The organism is Kribbella orskensis (genome assembly GCF_004342085.1).
GTDB lineage: Bacteria > Actinomycetota > Actinomycetes > Propionibacteriales > Kribbellaceae > Kribbella > Kribbella orskensis.
The window spans coordinates 141945-162346 of sequence record NZ_SLWM01000003.1 but is presented as its reverse complement, the minus strand read 5'-3'; the positions used below and the strand labels follow the sequence as shown (position 1 = coordinate 162346).

Genomic DNA, 20402 nt, shown 5'->3' with positions numbered 1-20402 from the left:
GCCTCGACCTTCGGTGTCCGGCCTCGCGACTGTCAACGCTCGATCCAGCACTCGGGCAGCCGCATTCCTCCCGGCCCCGAGAGCGGCGATTGGGTGGGGCTGCGATGATCTGAGGCATGTTCCAGACTCCGGAGATTCCTGCCGTCGTGGTTGCCGATGTCGATGACGACCTGCTGGGCGAGGCGTTCGTGCTCGACGTGCGCGAGCCCGACGAGTGGGCTCGTGGTCACATCGAGAGCGCCGTCCACATCCCGCTCGGCCAGTTGCAGGAACGGGTCGGCGAAGTACCGCTCGGGCAGAAGGTGCTCTGCGTGTGCGCGGTCGGTGGCCGGTCGTCGATGGCGACCCAGTACCTCGCCTCCGAGGGACGCGACGCGATCAACCTGGACGGCGGCATGCACGCTTGGCAGGTCGCCGGTCGCCCCGTCGCCGTCGACTGATCCCGGCGAATTCATGACAGAAAGCTTCCGGTTGGTCGCTGAGGGCGTTACTTTGTCACCGGTCGGTTGACCGGCGTACACCTGCGCCGCACACGGCGGTAGGTCCCACGGCGTCGGATGGCCGCGTCCGCCCAGCCCAGGAGGCCCCGTGTCCACGCCTGCTCCGCCCGCCTTCCGCCCGGAACCACCCGAGACGCCAGCCCGTACGCCAGTCACAGGGACCAAGCCGCGCCGCCGGACAGCGGCATTGAGCCTCGTGCTCGGCGGCCTGCTGGCCACGGCCGCGGTGAACCCTGCCTCGGCCGCCCAGCCCTCGCCCGACCAACTCCTGCAGACCACCGCGGTCGAGGCGCACCGCGGCTCGTCCGCGGCCTCGGACATCCCCGATGTCGCCATCGCCCCGCCCGGCGAAGGAATCATCACCAGGCGCGAGGACACCCCGGTCGCGCCCGGCGTGAGCTACACCAGCTTCGACCGGCTCGACGCCCGCGGCTGGTTGCGCGGCGACATCCTGGTCGCGGACCTCGACGCGGGTGGTGTGACCGTCGACTACCTCAACCCCGGTACCGTCTCCGGCCGCGAGGTGCTCAGCCAGCAGGTCGCGCGCAAGGGTGCGATCGCCGGTGTGAACGGCGACTTCTTCGACATCAACGACACGGGCGCACCGCTCGGCATCGGGATCGAACGGGATGCCGACGGTGGCGCCGGCCGGTTCGTCAACGGCCCGGCCGCCGGTCACAACGAAACCGCCGTCATCGACAAGAACGGCCTCGGCCGGATCGCCCAGGTGTTCCTCGAGGGCACGGCGACCGACGACGACGCGAGCAAGGTCGACCTGACCAACCTGAACTCGCCCTCGGTCAACAGCGGCGGCATCGGTCTCTACACCCCGCAGTGGGGTGAGGCGGCCCGGACTCGCACGGTCGACGGCCTGCCAACGGTCCGCGAGGTCATCCTCCGCGACGGCGTCGTGGTCTCCTCGGCCACCACCCCCGCGACCACCCCGCTGGCTGCGAACGAGTTGGCCCTGGTCGGCCGCGAGGCCGGAGCGACCGCGCTCACGGCGTTCGAGCCGGGCGACAAGGTCGAGGTGAAGTACGGTCCGCGCGCCGATGCCGCGGATGTCGCCGTCGGCCTCAGCGGCAACATCCAGCTGGCCCGCGACGGCCAGATCCTGAACGTCGACGACACTGCCCTGCACCCGCGGACCGCGATCGGCTTCTCCGCCGACGGCCGCCGAATGGTGCTGCTCACGGTGGACGGCCGGATGGTCGACTCCCGCGGCCTGACCGAGAAGGAGCTGGCCCGGCTGATGCTGGACCTGGGCTCCGACGACGTGCTCAACCTGGACGGCGGCGGCTCCTCGACGATGCTGAAGCGCTCGCCCGGCGAGGCCACCCCGGAGGTCGTGAACAAGCCCTCGGACGGTTCCGAGCGGCTGACCCCGAACGGCCTGGGACTCCTTCCGGTCAAGGGATCCGGCAGGCTCAAGGGCTTCCGGATCGAGGCCACCGGCACCGCCGCCGAGCTCGCCGACACCGACATCACCCGCAGCTCGCGGGTCTTCACCGGCCTCAGCCGCGTCCTCACCGCCCGCGGCCACGACGAGACGTACGCCCCAGCACCCGGTACGCCGTACTGGTCGGTCGGCAGCAACGCCAACGTCACCGGCCAGGGGATCGTCACCGGTCGTCGTGCGGGTGATGTCATCGTGACGGCTGCCAACGGAACCGCACGCGGCCGCTTCCCGATGACGGTTCTCGGTACGCCGATCCGGCTGGCGCCCTCGAGCAAGCAGGTGTCGTTGCCCGACGCAACGGCGAAGGGGTTCTTCACCGTCAGCGGATTCGACGCCGACGGTTTCTCCACCTGGGTCGAACCGCGGGACGTCAAGCTCACCTTCGACCCGGCGCTCGTCAAGGTTGTTGCCTGGGGCAATGGGTTCGACGTGAGCGCAGTAGGCGCCGACGCGGTGTCCACCGTGGTCACCGCGAAGGTGGGAGACCTCACCACCCAGCTCAGTGTCACCGCCGGCCTGAGCAGCGAGGTGGTCGATGAGGTCGACGACACCACCCGCTGGCAGGCGAACGCAGTACCGGTGGGTGCCGCGACGGCGTCCCGGTCGGCCGCGGAGGGTCACGACGGCGGCCAGGCGATCGCGCTGGACTACTCGCTCACCGGGAGCACCGCCACCCGGGCGGCGTACCTGTCGCAGACTCCGCAGCAGACGTTGCCCGGTCAGCCGCAGAAGCTCGGCGCCTGGGTGTACGGCGACGGCAAGGGCGCCTGGCTGCGGGCCAACGCGTACGACGCCGCCGGTGGTGCCGCGCAGACGCTCAACCTCGCCGCGGCGGTGGACTGGACCGGCTGGAAGTACGTCGAGGCGGACATCCCGCCGGGGCTCACGATGCCGTTGAGGTTCTGGCGGATCTATGTGGTGGAGACGGTGCCGACCCGGCAGTACTCCGGACGCATCGTCATCGACGACCTGACCGTTCGGGGCGCTCCGCCGGTGACGGTGACGCCGTCGGCCAAGGTGGTCGACCCGATGGTGGTGACGGATGGCACCGCGACAGGTGGTGGCCGGTGGAAGTTCGCGGTGATGTCGGACGCGCAGTTCACCGCCGACGACCCCGAGTCCGACTTCGTGAAGCAGGCGCGGCGGACGATCCGCGAGGCACTGGCGCAGAACCCGGACTTCCTGGTGATCAACGGCGACTTCGTCGACCGCGGCTTCTCCAACGACGTCGCGCTGGCGAAGAAGATCATCGACGAGGAGGTCGCCGGCAAGGTGCCGGTGCACTACGTACCGGGCAACCACGAGAGCTACGGCCCGGGCGACCTGTCCGAGTGGAAGAAGGTCTTCGGCGAGCCGACCAGCACCTTCGACCACAAGGGCACCCGCTTCGTACTGCGGGACTCGTCGCTCGGGTCGCTCCGAGCGGGTGGGTTCGACCAGATCCTCGACCTGCGCAAGCAGTTGGACGACGCGGCGCGCAACCCGGAGATCCACAACGTCGTGATGATGGCACACCACCCGATCGACGATCCCTCGCCGACGCAGAACTCGCAGCTCGGTGATCGCAAGGAGGCCGACCTGCTGGTCCGGTGGCTCGCGGACTTCCGCGCGTCCACAGGTAAGGGTGCGGCGTACATGGCAGCTCACGCGGGTACCTTCGCGGCGACTCGTATCGACGGCGTCCTGCTGCCGCTGACGGGTAACTCGGGCAAGGGCCCGGCCGCCGCACCTGACGCCGGTGGGTTCACCGGCTGGGCGCTGGTCGGGATCGACCCGTCGGCGCGCGAGGCCGCCGCGGGTGAACGGCACTGGTCCGCTCCCGAGCGGTCGTGGTTCCAGCTCGAGCTCCGGCCGCATGTCGACTCGCTCGAGCTCGCGGCGCCCACCTCGCTTCGCAGCGGTACGAGTGCCCCGGCGGCGGCGACCGTCGTACAGGAGAACCGGCGGGTGCCGGTGTCGTTCCCGGTGTCGGCTGACTGGTGGGGTTCGAGCTTGCTGCACATCGGCCCGGCCCGCACCGCGCCGTTCTGGGCGGTCGCGGCGTACGACCCGGCGACGGGCCAGCTGACGGGCATCCGCCCGGGCACGGTTCAGGTCGGCGTGACGGTCAACGGCGTCAGCAAGAGCGCCACCGTCAAGGTCGACTGGTAAGCAGCAGACCGCCGCCACTCACCAACTCCTCGGCCATCCAGTCGCCGAGAGCGCCCGCCCTCCCGGGTCGGGGTTTGGTGAGTGGCGGCGGTCCGCGACCGGCGAAGGCGATGATCGACATGGCGGCGGTCGAGGAGCCGTCGAAGGGCTGGCCGAGCCCCCAGCTGTCAGATGTCGGTGAAGTGCTCGACGTGCGGCGGGTTGGCGAAGTGGGGACCGATCAAGCCGCGCCAGACACCGAAGGCGTCACTTGCGCGGAACACGTTGTGCGCCTCGACCGAGTCCCACTCGACCATCAGCACGAACCTGGTCGGCGTCTCGATACCGGCGGTCATCCGGATGCTGCGGCTGCCGTCCGCCTGCTCGATCTGCTGCCGAGCCTCCTGGTACGCCGCCGCGAAGGCGTCTTCCTGACCGGCCGTGACATCGATCAATGCAACCTCGAGCACCATGCCCGCCACTCTTTCACGCCACCTGTACCGCGTACTCCGCCAGCCCGGCTGGTGGGACGGGTGAAGTAGCGTCTGGGGCATGACTGAGGTGAGGAGACCGCGGCGGCTCGAGCGCGGAGATCGGGTGGCTGTGGTGGCGCCGGCCGGGCCGTTGTCCGCCGAGCGGCTGGCGGACGGGTCGGAGTACTTGCGGGCGTGGGGGCTCGAGGTCGAGCTGATGCCGTCCGCGCTGGCGATGCACGACGAGTTGCCGTACCTGGCTGGTGACGACGAGGCCCGGGCTGCCGACTTCCGGGCCGCCTGGCTGGATCCGCAGTACAAGGCGGTGTTCGCCGGTCGCGGCGGGTACGGCGTCCAGCGGATGCTGCAGCACCTCGACCTGGACGAGCTCGCGCCGATCGGCAAGATCCTCGTCGGGTTCAGCGACCTGACCGCGCTGCACGAAGCCTTCAACGCTCGCGGCCTCGTCACGATCCACAGCCCGATGGCCGCGTCCGTCGGTCAGCTGCAAGTGCCCGCATCCCACGACCGGCTCCGGGACCTGCTGTTCGAGCCGGGCTCGATCAAGGATCTGCTCGACCCCGTCGGCGCCCGGACCGTCATCCCTGGTACTGCGGAAGGCCGCCTGCTCGGGGGCAACCTGGCGCTCCTGGCCGCCAGCCTCGGTACTCCGACCTTCGCCCAGCCGGACGGCATCGTTGTGATGGAGGACGTGAGCGAGGACGGGTACCGGGTCGACCGGCTGCTCACCCAACTGCTGAGGGCCGGCTGGTTCGACCAGGTCACCGGACTGGTGATCGGCGACTTCAGCGAGTCGGACGACCAGGGACTGGTGGCTCATGTCGTCCGTGAGCGGCTCGAACCGCTCGGCCTGCCGATGGTCGAGGGCGCCGCGATCGGGCACGAGGACCTCAACCTGGCGATCCCGCTCGGCCTGCCGGTCCGCCTGGACGCGAACGACGCCACCCTCACCCCACTGCTGGAACCGCTCAGCTAGAACTGGTGGAACCGCTCAGCCAGCCAGGTGTACGCGGAGGAATGCGAACGCCTGCGGGTAGGCGTCGAGGCGGTTCGCCCGCTTCGCAAGACCGTGGCCTTCGTCCGGGTAGACCAGTAGCTGACACGGCACGCCACGCTTCTCGAGAGCCTTGGCGATCTGTTCGGCCTCGGACAAGGGCACCCGCGGGTCGTTCGCGCCGTGGATGACGAACAACGGCGCGCGGATGTCGTCCACCCGGTTGAGCGGACTCGCCTGCTCGAGGAAGTCCCGGTCCTCGGCCAGTACGCCGTACTCGCGTTCCCGGGCCACCTTCCGGTACTCCGAGGTGTTCTCCAGGAACGTCACCAGCGAGGCGATCCCGACGATGTCGACACCTGCCGCCCAGAGGTCCGGCTGGAAGGCCAGGCCGGCGAGCACCATGTACCCGCCGTACGAGCCACCCCAGAGCGCAGTACGGCCGGGGTCGACGCCGATGGACGGCAACCACTCGTGGATCGCGGCGAGGTCCTTCACCGAGTCGAGCCGCAGGTGTTTGTCGTCGAGGGAGTACCACCGCTTGCCATAGGAAGCCGAGCCACGCACGTTCGGTACGACGACCGTGTGGCCCTGGGCAACGAGTGCCGGGACGAGGGGATTCCAGATCCGCAGGGACATCGCCTCGGGGCCGCCGTGCACCAGCACCACGGCTGACCCGTCTCCGCCATCGGCCGGGCGGTACACGAAGACCGGCACCTGCTCGCCGTCGAAGGAGGTGACCCGATGGCTCTCCGGATGGGCCAGACCCTCCGGCAGAGCGGGCATGTAGGGCACGTGGATGGCGACGACCTCGCCGGTCTCCCGGTTGTAGCGGAACACCGACAGCGGTTCGACGGGTGAGCTGTGGTTGAGCAGCGCGAACGTCCCGTCCGGCGACCACAACGGATCCGGCGCCATCAGCAAGCGTGCGGCGCATCCGCCTGTGGGTAAGGCGAGCGGCGCGACGAGCGAGGCGTCCGCGAGCTTGTGCAGGGCCATCGACACCACGCCGTCGTCGGTGGTCCCGATCAGCAGGTGCTCGCCGTCCGGGCAGACCCAGCCGGCCAGATCGTGCTCGTCGTCGACCAGGAGATCCGTCCAGGTCGCCGTGCCGAGGTCGTACCGCCGCAGCGCCAGCCGGTCCCGTCCGGCATCGCTCGCGACGACGAAGGCGGATGAGTCGGGCAGCCAGGAAGGCCCGTCCTGATAGTTCGGGGCGTCGTAAGCCGTGAGCTCCGTGACCGCGCGGGTGGTCACGTCGACCAGCAGCAGTTGGGTGGAGTTGCCCGGGCCGCCGGCGAGGACGATCACCGCCGAGCGCTCGTCCGGCGACGCGTGCACCGAGCCCACGTAGCCGCCGCCGTCGTACAGCACGGTCTCGGCACCGGTCGCCAGGTCCCGGGCGATCAGGTCGAAGTCGACGTTGTTGCGCCGGTTGGTGAGGAAGAGGATCCGGGTCGGCGTCGCGTCCGCCAGGTGGTGGAAGTACTCCGGGTCGTGCACCAGCGGGGTCAGCTCGGGCAGACCGTCGGGGCCGCTGCGATCGTCCAGGTCGAGGATCGACAGCTGGCCGCGTTCGTCCCCGCCGCTGTCGTGCTCGACGACCACCTTGCTGCTGTCCGGGACGAACCGCGCCGCCCGGGCGGTGTCGTCGAGCGCCGTCAACGCCCGCCACTGGCCGTCGGGCTCCACCTCGTGGATCTGCCGGATCCCGCTCCCGTCGTACCCGACCAGCAACCGCCCTTCGCTATCGACATCGAAGGCCATCACGGTCGGCAGCGAGAGCAGTGTTTTCAGCACGGCGATCAGTCTCACATGCAGGCACAAAGCAAGGGAGGGGCGGTCAAGGCTGCCCCTCCCTTCTTCTCCTGCTGTTCGTCTGGCGGCCTCTAGCGCTCGCCGTGCCAGGAGTGCCACAGCGCCGCGTAGGGGCCCTCGGCATCCACCAGGTCGTCGTGGCCGCCGAGCTCGACGATGCGACCGTCCTCGACCACGGCGATCACGTCGGCGTCGTGCGCGGTGTGCAGCCGGTGCGCGATCGCCACAACCGTTCTGCCTTCCAGTACGCCGGCCAGGGACCTCTCCAGGTGACGAGCCGCTCGCGGGTCCATCAGCGAGGTCGCCTCGTCGAGGACCAGCGTGTGCGGGTCGGCCAGGACCAGCCGGGCCAGGGCGACCTGCTGGGCCTGCGCCGGAGTCAGCGAGACTCCGCCCGAGCCGACCTCGGTGTCGAGGCCGTGTTCGAACCCGGCCACCCAGGCGTGCGCGTCGACCGCACGAAGAGCCGTCCACAGCTCCGCATCCGCTGCTGCCGGCCGAGCCAGCCGCAGGTTGTCGCGGACGCTGCCGACGAACACGTGGTGCTCCTGGTTCACCAGCGCCACGTGGCTGCGCACCTGCTCGGCCGACATCTTGTCCAGGGCGGCACCGCCCAGGGTGATGTCGCCCAGCCTCGGCGAGTAGATGCCTGCGAGCAGCCGGCCCAACGTCGATTTCCCTGCCCCAGAAGGGCCTACGAGCGCGACCCGGGCTCCCGGCTCCACCGTCAGGGTGACGCCGTGGAGCACGTCGCGGCCTTCGAGGTACCCGAAGCGCACCTCGTCCGCGAGCACCGTCCGCCCCTCCGGCTCGTCCTGCTTGCCCGCCGCCTCGGCCTCGATCTCCCGCACGCCGACGAGCCGGGCCAGGGAGACCTGGGCCACCTGCAGTTCGTCGTACCAGCGGATCATCATGTTGACCGGCTCGACCAGCATCTGGATGTACAGGGCGCCTGTAGTGAGTGCGCCCACGGTGATCCAGCCCTCGATCGCGAGGCCGCCGCCGATCACCAGCACCGCGGCCAGCGAGACCGTGTGGGTCATGTTGATGACCGGGAACAACACCATCCGCAGGTAGAGCGTGTACCGCTCCCAGGCGACCCACTGGCCGATCCGGGTGTCACCGAGCTTGATCCGGCGGTTGCCGAGGCGGTGCGCCTCGACGGTCCGGCCGGCGTCGACGGTCTCGGCCAGCGCCGAGGCCACCGCCGCGTAACCCGCGGCCTCGGACCGGTACGCCGATGGCGCGCGGCGGAAGTACCAGCGGCCGCCGATGATCAGGATCGGCGCGGCGATCACGATCGCGACGGCCAACTCCGGCGCCGTGACGATCAGCGCGCCGATCAGCAGCGCGGCCCAGATCACCGCGATGGTCAACTGCGGTACGGCGTCCCGCATGGCGTGTGAGAGCCGGTCCACGTCGGTGGTGATCCGGGACAGCAGGTCACCGGTGCCGGCCCGCTCCAGCACACCCGGCGGGAGCGCGACGGCGCGGACCAGGAAGTCCTCCCGCAGGTCGGCCAGCATCTCCTCGCCCAGCACCGCGCCGCGAAGGCGGGTGAGCCGGACGAACACCGTCTGCACCGCGAGGGCGCAGAGGAAGCCGAGCACGACGTAGGGAAGGTCGACGTCCGTCTCCCCGAGCGACAGCTTCTCCACCACGTTGCCGAGCAGCCAGGGCCCGACCATGCCGCTCAGCGCCGCTATCGCGTTGACCAGAGTCAGCCAGCCGAAGGCGCGACGGTGCCGCTTGAACAGCGTCTTCAGGTAGGCCCGCACAGTGGCGGTCCCGGCCACCGGCAGGCGAGCCGCCTCCTGCGGGGCTGCCGGGTCGTACTCCGGGCGCTTCACGCCGACTCCTCGAGGGTTGCTTCCTCTTCACGGGTGACCACCGCGCGGTAGCGGGGGTTGGTGTGCAGCAGGTCGTGATGGGTGCCGACGGCATCTACCCGGCCGTCCGGCACGAACACGACCTGCTCGGCGCGGTCCAGCATCAGCGGGCTGGACGTGAACACCACAGTGGTCCGCCCGGACCGCAGGAGCCGCAGGCTGTCGGCGATCCGTGCTTCGGTGTGGGCGTCCACCGCGCTGGTGGGCTCGTCGAGCACCAGCACCGCCGGGTCGACGTACAGCGAACGGGCAAGAGCCACCCGCTGGCGCTGTCCGCCGGACAGCGAGCGGCCACGCTCGGTCAGGACCGCCTGAGTGGCATCGGTGACACCCGCGGGCAGGGTCTGGCGCAGTACGTCCAGGATGTCTGCGCACTGCGCAGCCTCGAGCGCTGCCTCGACCGGGACGGCTCCACTGGCCGGTACGTCGAACAGGTCGCGCACCGTGCCCGAAAGGAGCACCGGGTCCTTGTCCTGCACGAGCACTGCCGTGCGGGCGGAGTCCAGCGGCAGGTCGTCCAGCGCGACACCGCCCAGCAGCACAGACGGGTCCTCGGCCTCCGCCTCTGGGCTGTGCCCGCCCAGGCGGTTCGCCAGCAGACCACCCGCGTCAGGGTTGCCGCAGACCACTGCCGTGAAGGAGCCGGCCGGCACCTCCAGGCCGGAGAGCGGGTCGACCAGGTCGCCGGTCGGCACCTGCGCCTCCGAGGTCCCCTTCGTGTCGTCCATCCGCTGCAGCGCCAGCACGCGGGCAGCGCGACGGGCGGACACCTTCGAGAAGATGAACGCGCTCGCCGTCTCCTCGAACGTGTGCAGCGGCACCAGCATGAAGGTGATGAACCCGTACGTCGTGACGAGCTCGCCGACGCTGATCCGGCCCTGGGTGACCAGGCCGACCCCCAGCCAGACGATCAGCACCAGGAACAACCCGAACAGCAGCACCTGGATCGCCGCGATCAGCGACCACATCTTCGCGCTGAGGACCGCGCTGGCCCGGAACTCCTGCGAGGCCGAGCGGTATCGCTCCAGGAAGAGCTGCTCGCCGCCGATGCCCCGCAGTACCCGCAGACCGGCGACGGTGTCCGCGGCGAGCTCGGTGGCCCGGCCGCCCTTGGCGCGCTGGACGTCGGCCCGGCGCTCGGCCGGACCCATCAGCGGCACGATCGAGAAGGCCAGGACCGGCACCGCGATCAGCACCACCAGGCCGAGCAGTGGCTCGTAGAAGAGCAGGCCGATGACGACCGCGAAGCAGGTCAGCAGGGCGGCTGCGAAGCGGCCGAGCACCTCGACGAACCAGCCGATCTTCTCGACGTCGCCGCTGCTCACGGCGACCACTTCACCCGCGGCGATCCGGCGGGTCAGCATCGAGCCGAGCTCGGCAGCCTTGCGGGAGATGAGCTGCTGGATCCGGGACGCGGTACTGATCCAGTTGGTCACCACGGCACGGTGGAAGAACGCGTCGGAACCGGCCTTAACGGCGCCCATGGCGAGCATCAGGAGGCCGGCCAGCAGGAGCTTCGGCCAGGACTTGTCGATCACGGCCTGGACCGCGAGGCCGACCGCGACCGGCGCGGCGGCGATGCCGCCGAAGTACAGCAGGCCCCAGCCGATCGCGACGGCCTGCCCGCGCAGTTGCTGGTGCTCCAGCCAGAGAATGAGTCGGAGGCCGGACCGGGTATCGGGTACACCCGGGTCGGCGAACGGAATGAGGCGCAGCGACATGACGTCCCAAAAGAAGACATAGGAGGGGGGTTTTGAACACCTGACCAGGCGAATGCATCAAGCCTAGGCTCCCTGGTGAGGGCCCTCAACCGAGTTTCGAGCGGTGGCCTGGGCAGGCGGTAGTACAGTCTTCAACGGGTTGTCGACAGGTGATTCGGAGGCTGATGGGGTGCGGGAGTTGAGCCGGCGGCGGCGGTTGCTGGTGCTCGGCATCTGCTGCCTGAGCCTGTTCATCGTCGGGCTCGACTCGACCATCGTGAACCTGGCTCTGCCGGCCATCCGTAGTGACCTCGACGCCTCGGTCTCCAAGCTGCAGTGGACGATCGACGCCTACACGCTGGTGATCGCCAGCCTGCTGATGCTGTCCGGCTCCACCGCCGACCGGATCGGCCGCCGCCGGACCTTCCAGGCCGGGCTGGTGCTCTTCGGGGTCGGCTCCCTGCTCTGCGGCATCGCGCCGACCGTCGACCTGCTGATCGTGTTCCGGATGCTGCAGGCGATCGGCGGCTCGATGCTCAACCCGGTCGCGATGTCGATCATCACCAACACCTTCACCGACCCGCGCGAACGCGCGCAGGCGATCGGTGTCTGGGGAGGCGTGGTCGGCCTCAGCCTGGCGGTCGGCCCGGTCGTCGGCGGCGCCCTGGTCGACACCGCGGGCTGGCGGTACATCTTCTGGATCAACGTGCCGGTGGTGCTGATCGCCTTCCTGCTCACCGCGCTGTTCGTGCCGGAGTCCCGGGCCGCCGTCGCGCGCCGGATCGACCCGGTCGGGCAGCTCCTGGTGATGCTGTTCCTGGTCGGGCTGACCTACGGGATCATCGAGGGCCGGTCCGCCGGGTGGGGTTCACCGCTGATCGTCGGTTGCTTCGTGGTGGTCGCGCTGTCGCTGGTCTTCCTGGCGCTGTACGAGCGGCGACGGGAGCAGCCGCTGCTCGAGCCGCGGTTCTTCCGGAGCGCGCCGTTCTCCGGAGCAACGCTGATCGCGGTCTGCGGGTTCGCCGCGCTCTCGGGCTTCCTGTTCCTGAATTCCCTTTATCTGCAGGAGGTCCGGGGATTCTCGGCGCTGCACGCCGGGCTGCTGACGTTGCCGATGGCAGCGATGACGGTGGTCTTCGCGCCGTTGTCCGGCTGGCTCGTCGGCAATCGCGGACCGCGCGTCCCGCTGGTGGTCGCAGGCACGATGCTCGCCGTGAGCGGCCTGGTGCTGTCACGGTTGACGGACAGTACTGCGACCCCGCTGCTGCTCGGCGGGTACCTGATCTTCGGTCTGGGCTTCGGCATGCTGAGCACGCCGATCACGAACGCTGCCGTATCGGGCATGCCGCGCTCCCAGGCGGGCGTCGCGGCCGCGATCGCCTCGACCAGTCGTCAGGTCGGCGCTTCGCTGGGCGTTGCGATCGTGGGGACCGTGCTGACCGCCCGGCTGGTCGGGTCGCTCGAGACCGGGTTCGTCTCGGCCGCTCGGCTCGGGTGGTTCATCATCGCCGGTTGCGGAGTGCTCGTCCTTGCCCTTGGGGTGATCACCACCGGGCGCTGGGCGCGGAGTACAGCTGAAGCTGTAGCTGCCGACCTCCAGGTGGACAGGGCGACTGTCTCTGCCTAATCGCTTGTTGTCAGGAGTCAGGGGAGGTCGACGAGGCCGGCGCGGGCGAGGGCCTTCAGGCGGCCGCGGAGGATCTTCTGCCGGCGCTCCTCCTCCGGGAAGAGCTCCACGTACGCCGAACCGCGCGCCGCGAGCAGGTCGTCGTCGAGCCGCCGGACGGTCCCGGCCGGGAAGCGGTGCGTCATCGCCGCCTGCACGGCCGCGCTGTCGATGCCCCGTAGCAACTCGGTCAACTGCTTCTCGGTAGTGACGCCGAGTTGGGCGAGGATGCCGAGGATCCAGGTGTAGTGGTTCGTCTTCGCGTGCGGCGCGTCGGGGTACCGCCTGGTCAGGTAGGTGGTCAGCGTCGCCGTGGTCAGGTCCATCGGCGCCGCGTCGGGTTCGGCGGCGGCCAGCTCGCGGTACAGCTTGTCGATCTCGGCGAACTCGTTGTCCGCGAGCTCCATCAGCGCCGCCGCGAGCAGGAACCGCCGGTCGAACTCAGGCTTGCGGTCCGGCGGGATGTCCAGCTTGTACCGGATGTCGTGCTCGAACTCGGCCCACGCGTGCTGGACCGCGGTACGGACCTGGATCTCCATCGTCAGGTTCTTGAGCACCGCGTACTCCGGGAGCTCGCGGCGGTGCGCGTTCAGCCGGACCAGGTAGTGCTTGCTGGCATAGCCGAACGCGCCCTGCGCCCGGGTGTGCGCGCCCATGTCGGTGTGCTCGACGATGTCGAACTCCGACTCGATCACCTCGCAGACCCGGTCCACCGCCTCCACCAGGAACGTGATCACCCGGGCGGCGACGAGGTCGGTGATCTGGTTCAGCGGATCGTCGTACTTCGGCCTGCTCGGATCGTCCGGGTGCGGTTTCGACGCCTTCGCCAGGAACGACTCGGGCTCCTTCGCCCGCGCCGTCGCACTCAGGTAGTTGATGCCTTCTTCCTCGCCGATCAACTCGTTGATCAGAGCTTCCAGCTTGCGGGCACCCCCGACGTACTGCTGATGCGTCCGCTCATACTGCCCCGCGGCCTGCACCGTCCACTCCCGCAACTCAACCCCACCCATGCGCAGACTTTAGCGGGCGGAGTTGACCCGGCGAGTCGGAGTACTTCGGCACCCGGGCGCGGGGTTCGCCTACCGGGCCGGGCAGTGGGCGAACCCCGTCCGGAGGAGCCAACCCCGCCGAGCGGGCGGAGTTGACCCGGCGAGTCGGAGTACTTCGCCCCCAGGCGCGGGGTTCGCCCATCGGGCGGGCAGTGGGCGAACCACGTCCGCAGGAGCCAACCCCGCCGAGTGCGCAACCGGCCCGCGATGCCTGAACCCCACCGGACCGACCGCTGCTAGCGAGGGCTAACACTGTCTAGTGGTTTCTAGGGAAAACAGTAGACGGGGTAAGAAGTTGGTAGGGCAGCGACACGCGATCGGGTTGGCTAGCGAAATCTAAGGAAAACGCTAGACACGCTCATAGAGTGAAATGCATGGATCCGATCCGGAATCCCTATGCGCCCGGCGCCGGTCAGCGCCCGCCTGAGCTGGCCGGTCGCGACACCGAGGTGCGGCAGTTCGAGGTGGTCCTCGAGCGCGTCGCGGCGGGCAGGCCGGAGCGGAGCCTGGTGCTCTCGGGACTCCGCGGCGTCGGCAAGACCGTGCTGCTGAACACCCTCCGGAGCCAGGCGATCAAGCGCGCCTGGGGCACCGGCAAGATCGAGGCCCGGCCCGACCAGAGCATCCGGCTGCCCATCGCCCAGGCGCTGCACACCGCGATGCGCGAACTCGGTCACCGGCACCGGGACGACGAACGCGTCGACCAGTTCAGCGCAGTACTGAAGGCCTTCGCGCTCCGGACCGCGCAGAACGACCGCAAGGGCATCCGCTGGCACCCACCCGTCGACGTGGTCGCCGCGAAGGGCCGCGCCGACTCGGGCGACCTCGAGATGGACCTGATCGAACTCTTCGCCGACGCCGCGGACCTGGCCGGCGACCTCTCGGTGGGCGTCGGGCTGTTCATCGACGAGATGCAGGACATCAGCGCGGACGATCTCTCCGCCCTCTGCGCCGCCTGCCACGAGATCTCCCAACAGAGCGCACCCCTGGTCGTCGTTGGCGCCGGCCTGCCGCACCTCCCCGCAGTACTGTCCGCCAGCAAGTCGTACTCCGAGCGCCTGTTCCGCTACATCCGGGTGGACCGCCTGGCCCGCGAAGCGTGTGACCGAGCTCTCATGGTGCCCGCCGAGACCGAGGACGTCCGGTACGACGAGGAAGCCCTCGACGAGCTCTACGCCCAGACCGACGGCTACCCGTACTTCGTCCAGGCCTTCGCCCACGCCACCTGGGACCACGCGCCCGCCAGCCCCATCACCATCAAGGACGTCGCCGTCGCCGGACCCGAAGCCTCGGCCGAACTCACCGTCGGCTTCTTCGGCTCCCGCTACGAACGAGCCACCCCGGCCGAACGCGAATACATGCGAGCCATGGCCGAACTAGGCGTCGGCGTAGACGACGGCTCCGTCCCAACCGCCGAAGTAGCCAGCACCCTCAACCGCAAACCCCAGTCCCTCTCCCCAGCCCGAGACGGCCTCATCAAGAAAGGCCTCGTCTTCTCCGCCGAACGAGGCACCGTCGCCTTCACAGTCCCCCACTTCGGCAAGTTCCTCCGCACCCGTACCGCGTAACCCACGCACCTTCTCCGTCGCCGCTCAGCGAATGCCGGGTGTCGCAGTGGAGTCACGGATCACCGGGCGGTCCGGGGTGGTTGGCAGGCCGCTGCGAGGCTGTTGGGCGGCTGGCTCGCGTGACAAGAGTCTCCCCGTGCTGGTGCATAGGCACGGCTGTACCGATCGACAGGAAGATGTCGGTGGCGACGTCGACCTCCACGCGTACCCAGGCGGTTGGGGAGCAGACAGAACGCAGTACTTCCTGTCGGTCCGTACGCCGCAACCCGTCCTCAGCTCTTGCCCCAACATGTGGTGTGCGAGGCGGTTCTGCGGCGTGTCGGTGGTGGTGGGGAGGTTCGGCGGTGGAGGGGCCTTTCGGGAATTACCGGGGAGTCGCTAGGGTGAATCGTCATGACCACCGGGCGGAACGGGCAGCGTGCCAGCGCGCGTGCTCGTCGTCGTCGGAGTGGGCGGCATAGCCGGCGGAAGTCGTACAAGGCGCAGTGGTTGTCGGTGAGCGCGCTGGCTGTGCTGGGAGTCGTGATGGTGGCGCATCCGGATGCCACCAAGCAGAGCAATCTGGCCGCTCGGTTCAGCGGCAGCGCTGTCGCCGCGAGTGAGCCGTCGCTGCCTCCGGTGGTGACGCCGACACCTGTTCCGACGCCGACGGCAACGTTGACCACGCCGTTGCGCCCGGCACCTACCTTGACCCGGCAGGCCAAGGGGTCGAAGCCGAACGTGCTCGTCTCGACCGGGCGGCTGGCGGTGGTCCCGGGCTTCTCGAAGGCGACCGGTGAGCGGGACAAGCTCACGTACCGGGTCGAGATCGAGGAAGGGCTGTCGTTCAACGGAGCGGTCGTCGCCGCGGCGATCCACAAGACGCTGACGGACGCGCGCGGCTGGCAGGCGATCCACCCGGTCAGCTTCGAGCGGACCGACAAGGCCGACGTCGACCTCCGCATCATCGTCGCGACCCCGACCCTGACCGACAAGCTCTGCCTGCCGCTCGACACCGGTGGCGAGGTCTCCTGCCGCGTGGACGACCGGGTAGTGCTCAACGCCAAGCGCTGGATGTACGCCGTCCCCGCGTACTCCGGCCAGGTCGACCTCTACCGCAGCTACCTCGTCAACCACGAGGTCGGCCACGCGCTCGGCCACGGCCACTCCACCTGCGCCAAGGCGAAGACGCCCGCGCCGGTGATGATGCAGCAGACCAAGGGCCTCGGCGGCTGCCTCCCGAACGCCTGGCCCACGATCAAGGCGACGTAGTACCTCCCGCTCGTGAGAGCCTAGGCCGGAGAAGGTCCGATCGAGCCGAGGGAGCAGCGATGTCGTCACCTCAGTTCCCCACCTACGGCCGGGGCGACGACCCCGACGAGTCCGGCGAACAGGACCACTACGCCAAGCCGGCCCCGTACGGCGGCAACACCTACGGCTCCAGCCCGTACCACGACCAGCCCCCGCCCGGCTCGTACGTCGCCCCACCCGAGCCCGGCGCCTACCAGGGTCAGCCGGGCCAGTACGGCGCCCCCGGACCGTACGGCGAACCCCAGCCCGGCCAGTACGGCGCACCGGGCGGACCACCGGGTGCACCAGGCGGACAAGCAGCGGCACCGGGCCAGTACGGCGACCCGCAATCCGCGTACAACCAGCCGCCGACCTACCGCCCGGGTCACCCGTACGGCCCTCCGGCGCACCCCCAGCAGCACGAGCTCCCGGCGTACGGCAGAGACTCCGCGCCTCGTGATCCCCGCGCGGCCCGAGTGCTGCTGCTCGCCACGATCATCGCCGCGGTCTACGGCCTCCTGGTCCTCTCGGTCCAGCGGGTGTCCCTCCGTGAGATCTCCCAAGCCCCGGGCTCGTCTCTGAACCACCCGCTCCGCACGGACGTCATCGACACGATCGGCCAACTCCTCATCCTCGTCGTCGGCGTCGCGGCCATCGTGATGTGGCTCCGTGACGTGATGAGCCGCCGGAAGGCCGGGCAGCAACCGGACCCCGTCGAGCTCGGCGGACTCGGCCTGGTCGCTCTGTCGCTGATCCCGCTGCTGATCTGGATGGTGATGGTGCTCACCACCGGCATGGGTGCCATCGACGACTCCCTGCACCGCCTGCCCACGGCGTACGGCTGGGGCGGTGTCGGCCTGCTGCTACTCGCTGTCGGGTTCGGCCTCGGCTACCGCGAGCTCAAGCCGGAGGTGTCGAACCCAGTCGTCAAGGCAGCTCCCGACCGCCCGCCCTGGGAATGACCACGCCGGTCGTCCTGGTTCCCGGGCTCGGACTCGGGCCGGAGTCGTACGCGCCCACCCTGCAGCACGTCGAGGCGCCGTACGAGGTCGTGACGCTCCCCGGGTACGGCAGCAAGGCACGCAGGGGTGATGACCTCCACACCGAGGCACTGGCCGAGCGACTGGCGCAACGGATGCCAGAGCGCGCCGTACTGGTCGGGCACTCGGCGAGCTGCCAGATCGTCGTGGCGGCCGCCCTCGCCCACCCCGACCTCGCCAAGGCGCTGGTGCTCGTGGCGCCGAGCGGCGACGTCCGGGCGTCTGGCTGGCCGACGCTGGCCGCCAGGTGGGCCCGCTCGGCTGTCTGGGACGACCCTCGGCTAGTGCCGACCCTGAGCCGCCAGTACTTCCGGACGAGCTTCCCGTCGATGGCCCGGGCCATGGAGGCCGCACGGCACTACGATCTGGCCGCGGCCGTCCGCCGACTCGAGATCCCGACGCTGGTCGTTCGCTCGGAGCACGACCGGATCGCCCCGCAGCGATGGATCCAGGAGGTCGCCGACCTGTCCCACGGCGAGTCCTGGACGCTGCCGACCGGGTCTCACATGCCCGTGCTCACGAACGGCCGGGAGCTCGCGGCGTTCATCCACCGGTACGCGGGTGTATACAAAGCCGGGTAAGGCGTATCGTTGGCGCGGTAACCACCTCCGCGGGAGCTCGCGCCGATAGAGCGGGCTGAGAGGGCGACGAGCTGAGAAACCAGCCGGGTCGCCGACCGCCTGAACCTGACCGGGTAATGCCGGCGTAGGGAGCAGGTCAGCCATGACCACGACTGCTGCACGTACGACCAGTACCGACACCGAGGCACCGCTCGTCCTCACCACGGACGCCCCGCGCACGCTCGGCTTCCTCGACCAGTTCACCCTCTGGGGCAACTTCGGGATCTCGCTGTTCGGCCCCGTCACCGGAGCGCTCGTCGCGGCGTACACGGGCTCGCTGGTGCAGGGCCTGCTCGCGGTCGTCGTCGGCTGCGGGATCGGCGCGCTGGTGCTCGGCGGCGCGGCCGTGTTCGGCTCGCAGACGGGTGCGCCGGCGATGGCCAGTCTGCGCGGGTTGTTCGGCCGCCGCGGCTCGATGGCGCCGACCGTGCTCAACATCGCGCAGAACATCGGCTGGGCCACGATGGAGATCATCGTCATCTCCCAGGCGGCCGTGGCGGTGACGAGTGAGCGCTGGCGCTGGCTGTTCGTGATCCTGGCCGGCGTGATCGCCACCGCGATGGCCGTGCGTCCGCTGGGCAGCGTCAAACTGCTCCGGAAGTTCATGGTCTGGCTGGTGCTGATCGCGTCGGTCTACTTGTTCGTCGCGGTGCTCAGCAAACCGGTCCACGCTATCCCGCAGGACAGCGTGTTCGGCTTCTGGCCGGCCGTCGACCTGGCCGCTGCCGGGGTCGTCTCGTTCGCCCCGCTCGCCGCCGACTACACCCGGCACTCGCGGACGAACAAGGCCGCCTTCGCCGGTTCCGCCCTCGGCTACGGCCTCGCCGCGATGCTGTACTACGCCCTCGGCGTACTGGCGGTCGCCACCCTGCAGACCAACAGCACCGACGTGATCACCGCACTGGTCACCTTGCCCGCGGGTGCGATCGCGCTGTTCGTGCTGCTGGTGGACGAGGTCGACGAGGCCTACGCGAACGTCTACTCGACCACCATGGCCGCGCACAACCTGATCGGTCACGTGGACCGACGGTGGATCTCCGTGGTGATCGGCGTGCTCGCCACCGGGCTCGCCCTGCTGGTTGACCTGGGCAACTACACGCAGTTCCTCTACCTGATCGGTTCCGTGTTCATCCCGCTCTTCGCGGTGGCGATCGCGGACTTCTTCCTGGTCAGCAAGATGCGCTGGGACGTTTCCGACACCGCCCGCTTCCGTTGGCAGCCCGCGTTGGCGTGGGTGTGCGGATTCGTCGCCTACCAGTTGGTGAACCCCGGCACGGTGGAACGCTGGTCGCCGTTCTGGCAGGACCTCCAGTCGCGCCTGTTCAACGGCCAACCCGTCCCCGGCTGGCTCGGCGCGACGTACACGTCGATCATCATCTCGATGCTGGCGGCAATTGTCTTCGGCCGCCTGGGCAGGTCGCGGGGCAGATAACGCCTTCGCAGTTGTCTGGCACCCGGTACTGACAGTGACACCTCGGGGCCGGGATACTTGCGCAATGCTGAATTCTGCACTGCGCAGCCGGGCCGAGTACGAAGAACTCGGCGTCGAGGGGCTCGCCAGTCGCACCACGCCTGAACGTGACGCCGCCACCGTCGAGGCCGTCGAGGAACTCCTGGAAGGCCGGGAGTCCGTACTCGACCTGTGCTGTGGGTACGGCAGGATCAGCCTGCCGCTGAGGCGGGCGGGCAAGGTCGTGCGTGCGCTCGACATCTCCCCGAACCTGGTCGAGGCCGGCCGTGCGAAGGCGGCAGAGGAAGAACTGTCGATCGACTGGGCGATCGGCTCGATGACGGATCTGCCGTACAGGTCGGACTCGTTCGACGCGGTGATCTGCCTGTGGACGGCCTTCCACGAGTTGTTCTCCGAGGACGAGCAGATGTCGACGATCTGGGAGATCTCGCGGGTTCTGAAGCCGGGCGGCCTGGCGGTGATCGAAGGCCCGATCTGGGGCCCCGCGACGGCGTCCGAGATCGCGAACGGGCTCCGGCAGGGGCCGGAGCACCGGATCGTCACCACCGAGCACTTCGGCACCAGCAGCGTCCACTTCATCCATGACGAAGCCAGCTACGGACGGCTCTGCACTGCGGCAGGGATCAAGGACTACAAAGTCTACAAGCGCGAGTGGGGCGGGCGTCGGCGGTTGATCCTCGAGATTCGCGTTCCTGCTGGGGATTGATCGCTCGTACTGCGCTACCGCGGCTGGCC

15 protein-coding genes and 1 riboswitch are annotated in these 20402 nt (G+C 69.5%); of the genes, 10 read left to right on the top strand and 5 right to left on the bottom strand.

The genetic code is table 11. The features are described 5' to 3' along the window. The first annotated feature begins 116 nt into the window (after window positions 1–116). Window positions 117–440, top strand: coding sequence for a rhodanese-like domain-containing protein (locus tag EV644_RS09610; protein WP_241995325.1), 324 nt, complete (start codon window positions 117–119; stop codon window positions 438–440). A 148-nt stretch (window positions 441–588) separates the two neighbouring features. After that, window positions 589–4110: a phosphodiester glycosidase family protein gene (locus EV644_RS09605; RefSeq protein ID WP_132190076.1), complete on the top strand. Its 3522-nt coding sequence runs from the start codon at window positions 589–591 to the stop codon at window positions 4108–4110. A 167-nt stretch (window positions 4111–4277) separates the two neighbouring features. Here the strand turns inward: EV644_RS09605 and EV644_RS09600 are convergent, their stop codons facing one another. After that, window positions 4278–4562, bottom strand: a complete 285-nt coding sequence (locus EV644_RS09600) for an antibiotic biosynthesis monooxygenase family protein (protein ID WP_132190077.1) — start codon at window positions 4560–4562, stop codon at window positions 4278–4280. A 79-nt stretch (window positions 4563–4641) separates the two neighbouring features. On the opposite strand from EV644_RS09600, the gene EV644_RS09595 reads away from it, so the two are divergent. Next, window positions 4642–5559 (top strand): S66 peptidase family protein, encoded by a 918-nt coding sequence (locus EV644_RS09595; RefSeq protein ID WP_132190078.1) that lies wholly within the window; start codon window positions 4642–4644, stop codon window positions 5557–5559. Between the two features lie 15 nt (window positions 5560–5574). Here the strand turns inward: EV644_RS09595 and EV644_RS09590 are convergent, their stop codons facing one another. The 3 genes from EV644_RS09590 to EV644_RS09580 all read right to left on the bottom strand — a co-directional run bounded on the left by EV644_RS09590 (window position 5575) and on the right by EV644_RS09580 (window position 11005). Then, window positions 5575–7377, bottom strand: a complete 1803-nt coding sequence (locus tag EV644_RS09590) for a S9 family peptidase (protein ID WP_199239719.1) — start codon at window positions 7375–7377, stop codon at window positions 5575–5577. 89 nt (window positions 7378–7466) lie between these two features. After that, window positions 7467–9245 (bottom strand): ABC transporter ATP-binding protein, encoded by a 1779-nt coding sequence (locus EV644_RS09585; protein WP_132190079.1) that lies wholly within the window; start codon window positions 9243–9245, stop codon window positions 7467–7469. Beyond that, window positions 9242–11005, bottom strand: a complete 1764-nt coding sequence (locus EV644_RS09580; RefSeq protein WP_132190080.1) for an ABC transporter transmembrane domain-containing protein — start codon at window positions 11003–11005, stop codon at window positions 9242–9244. Before EV644_RS09580 ends, EV644_RS09585 begins: the two co-directional genes overlap by 4 nt. A gap of 169 nt (window positions 11006–11174) precedes the next feature. On the opposite strand from EV644_RS09580, the gene EV644_RS09575 reads away from it, so the two are divergent. Beyond that, entirely contained in the window at window positions 11175–12611 is a 1437-nt protein-coding gene (locus EV644_RS09575) for an MFS transporter (protein ID WP_132190081.1), read from the top strand. A 17-nt stretch (window positions 12612–12628) separates the two neighbouring features. Here the strand turns inward: EV644_RS09575 and EV644_RS09570 are convergent, their stop codons facing one another. Next, entirely contained in the window at window positions 12629–13660 is a 1032-nt protein-coding gene (locus EV644_RS09570; protein WP_132190082.1) for a GTP pyrophosphokinase, read from the bottom strand. A 413-nt stretch (window positions 13661–14073) separates the two neighbouring features. Between EV644_RS09570 and EV644_RS09565 the strand changes: the two genes are divergently transcribed. The 6 genes from EV644_RS09565 (at window position 14074) to EV644_RS09540 (ending at window position 20373) form a co-directional block, all read left to right on the top strand. After that, window positions 14074–15267, top strand: coding sequence for an ATP-binding protein (locus EV644_RS09565; RefSeq protein ID WP_132190083.1), 1194 nt, complete (start codon window positions 14074–14076; stop codon window positions 15265–15267). Window positions 15268–15660: 393 nt separating this feature from the next. Continuing rightward, window positions 15661–16518 (top strand): DUF3152 domain-containing protein, encoded by an 858-nt coding sequence (locus EV644_RS09560; RefSeq protein WP_132190084.1) that lies wholly within the window; start codon window positions 15661–15663, stop codon window positions 16516–16518. 59 nt (window positions 16519–16577) lie between these two features. After that, complete coding sequence (locus EV644_RS44445; protein WP_158292776.1) at window positions 16578–17498, top strand: chromosomal replication initiator protein DnaA; 921 nt, start codon at window positions 16578–16580, stop codon at window positions 17496–17498. Then, window positions 17495–18157: an alpha/beta fold hydrolase gene (locus tag EV644_RS09550; protein WP_132190086.1), complete on the top strand. Its 663-nt coding sequence runs from the start codon at window positions 17495–17497 to the stop codon at window positions 18155–18157. The genes EV644_RS44445 and EV644_RS09550 overlap by 4 nt, the downstream gene beginning before the upstream one ends. Window positions 18158–18176: 19 nt before the next feature. Further along, window positions 18177–18305: riboswitch (TPP riboswitch) on the top strand. Beyond that, a complete protein-coding gene (locus tag EV644_RS09545) occupies window positions 18300–19628 on the top strand; it encodes a purine-cytosine permease family protein (RefSeq protein WP_132190087.1) in 1329 nt (442 codons plus the stop codon). (Overlaps the previous riboswitch by 6 nt.) 64 nt (window positions 19629–19692) lie before the next feature. Next, entirely contained in the window at window positions 19693–20373 is a 681-nt protein-coding gene (locus tag EV644_RS09540) for a class I SAM-dependent methyltransferase (RefSeq protein WP_132190088.1), read from the top strand. Window positions 20374–20402 lie beyond the last annotated feature (29 nt).

Excerpts from the sequence above, each read along its gene's own strand:
- EV644_RS09610 (WP_241995325.1), top strand. The coding sequence starts at position 117 with ATGTTCCAGACTCCGGAGATTCCTGCCGTCGTGGTTGCCGATGTCGAT.
- EV644_RS09600 (WP_132190077.1), bottom strand. The coding sequence starts at position 4,562 with ATGGTGCTCGAGGTTGCATTGATCGATGTCACGGCCGGTCAGGAAGAC.
- EV644_RS09595 (WP_132190078.1), top strand. The coding sequence starts at position 4,642 with ATGACTGAGGTGAGGAGACCGCGGCGGCTCGAGCGCGGAGATCGGGTG.
- EV644_RS09580 (WP_132190080.1), bottom strand. The coding sequence starts at position 11,005 with ATGTCGCTGCGCCTCATTCCGTTCGCCGACCCGGGTGTACCCGATACC.
- EV644_RS09570 (WP_132190082.1), bottom strand. The coding sequence starts at position 13,660 with ATGGGTGGGGTTGAGTTGCGGGAGTGGACGGTGCAGGCCGCGGGGCAG.
- EV644_RS09565 (WP_132190083.1), top strand. The coding sequence starts at position 14,074 with ATGGATCCGATCCGGAATCCCTATGCGCCCGGCGCCGGTCAGCGCCCG.
- EV644_RS09560 (WP_132190084.1), top strand. The coding sequence starts at position 15,661 with ATGACCACCGGGCGGAACGGGCAGCGTGCCAGCGCGCGTGCTCGTCGT.
- EV644_RS44445 (WP_158292776.1), top strand. The coding sequence starts at position 16,578 with ATGTCGTCACCTCAGTTCCCCACCTACGGCCGGGGCGACGACCCCGAC.
- EV644_RS09550 (WP_132190086.1), top strand. The coding sequence starts at position 17,495 with ATGACCACGCCGGTCGTCCTGGTTCCCGGGCTCGGACTCGGGCCGGAG.
- EV644_RS09545 (WP_132190087.1), top strand. The coding sequence starts at position 18,300 with ATGACCACGACTGCTGCACGTACGACCAGTACCGACACCGAGGCACCG.
- EV644_RS09540 (WP_132190088.1), top strand. The coding sequence starts at position 19,693 with ATGCTGAATTCTGCACTGCGCAGCCGGGCCGAGTACGAAGAACTCGGC.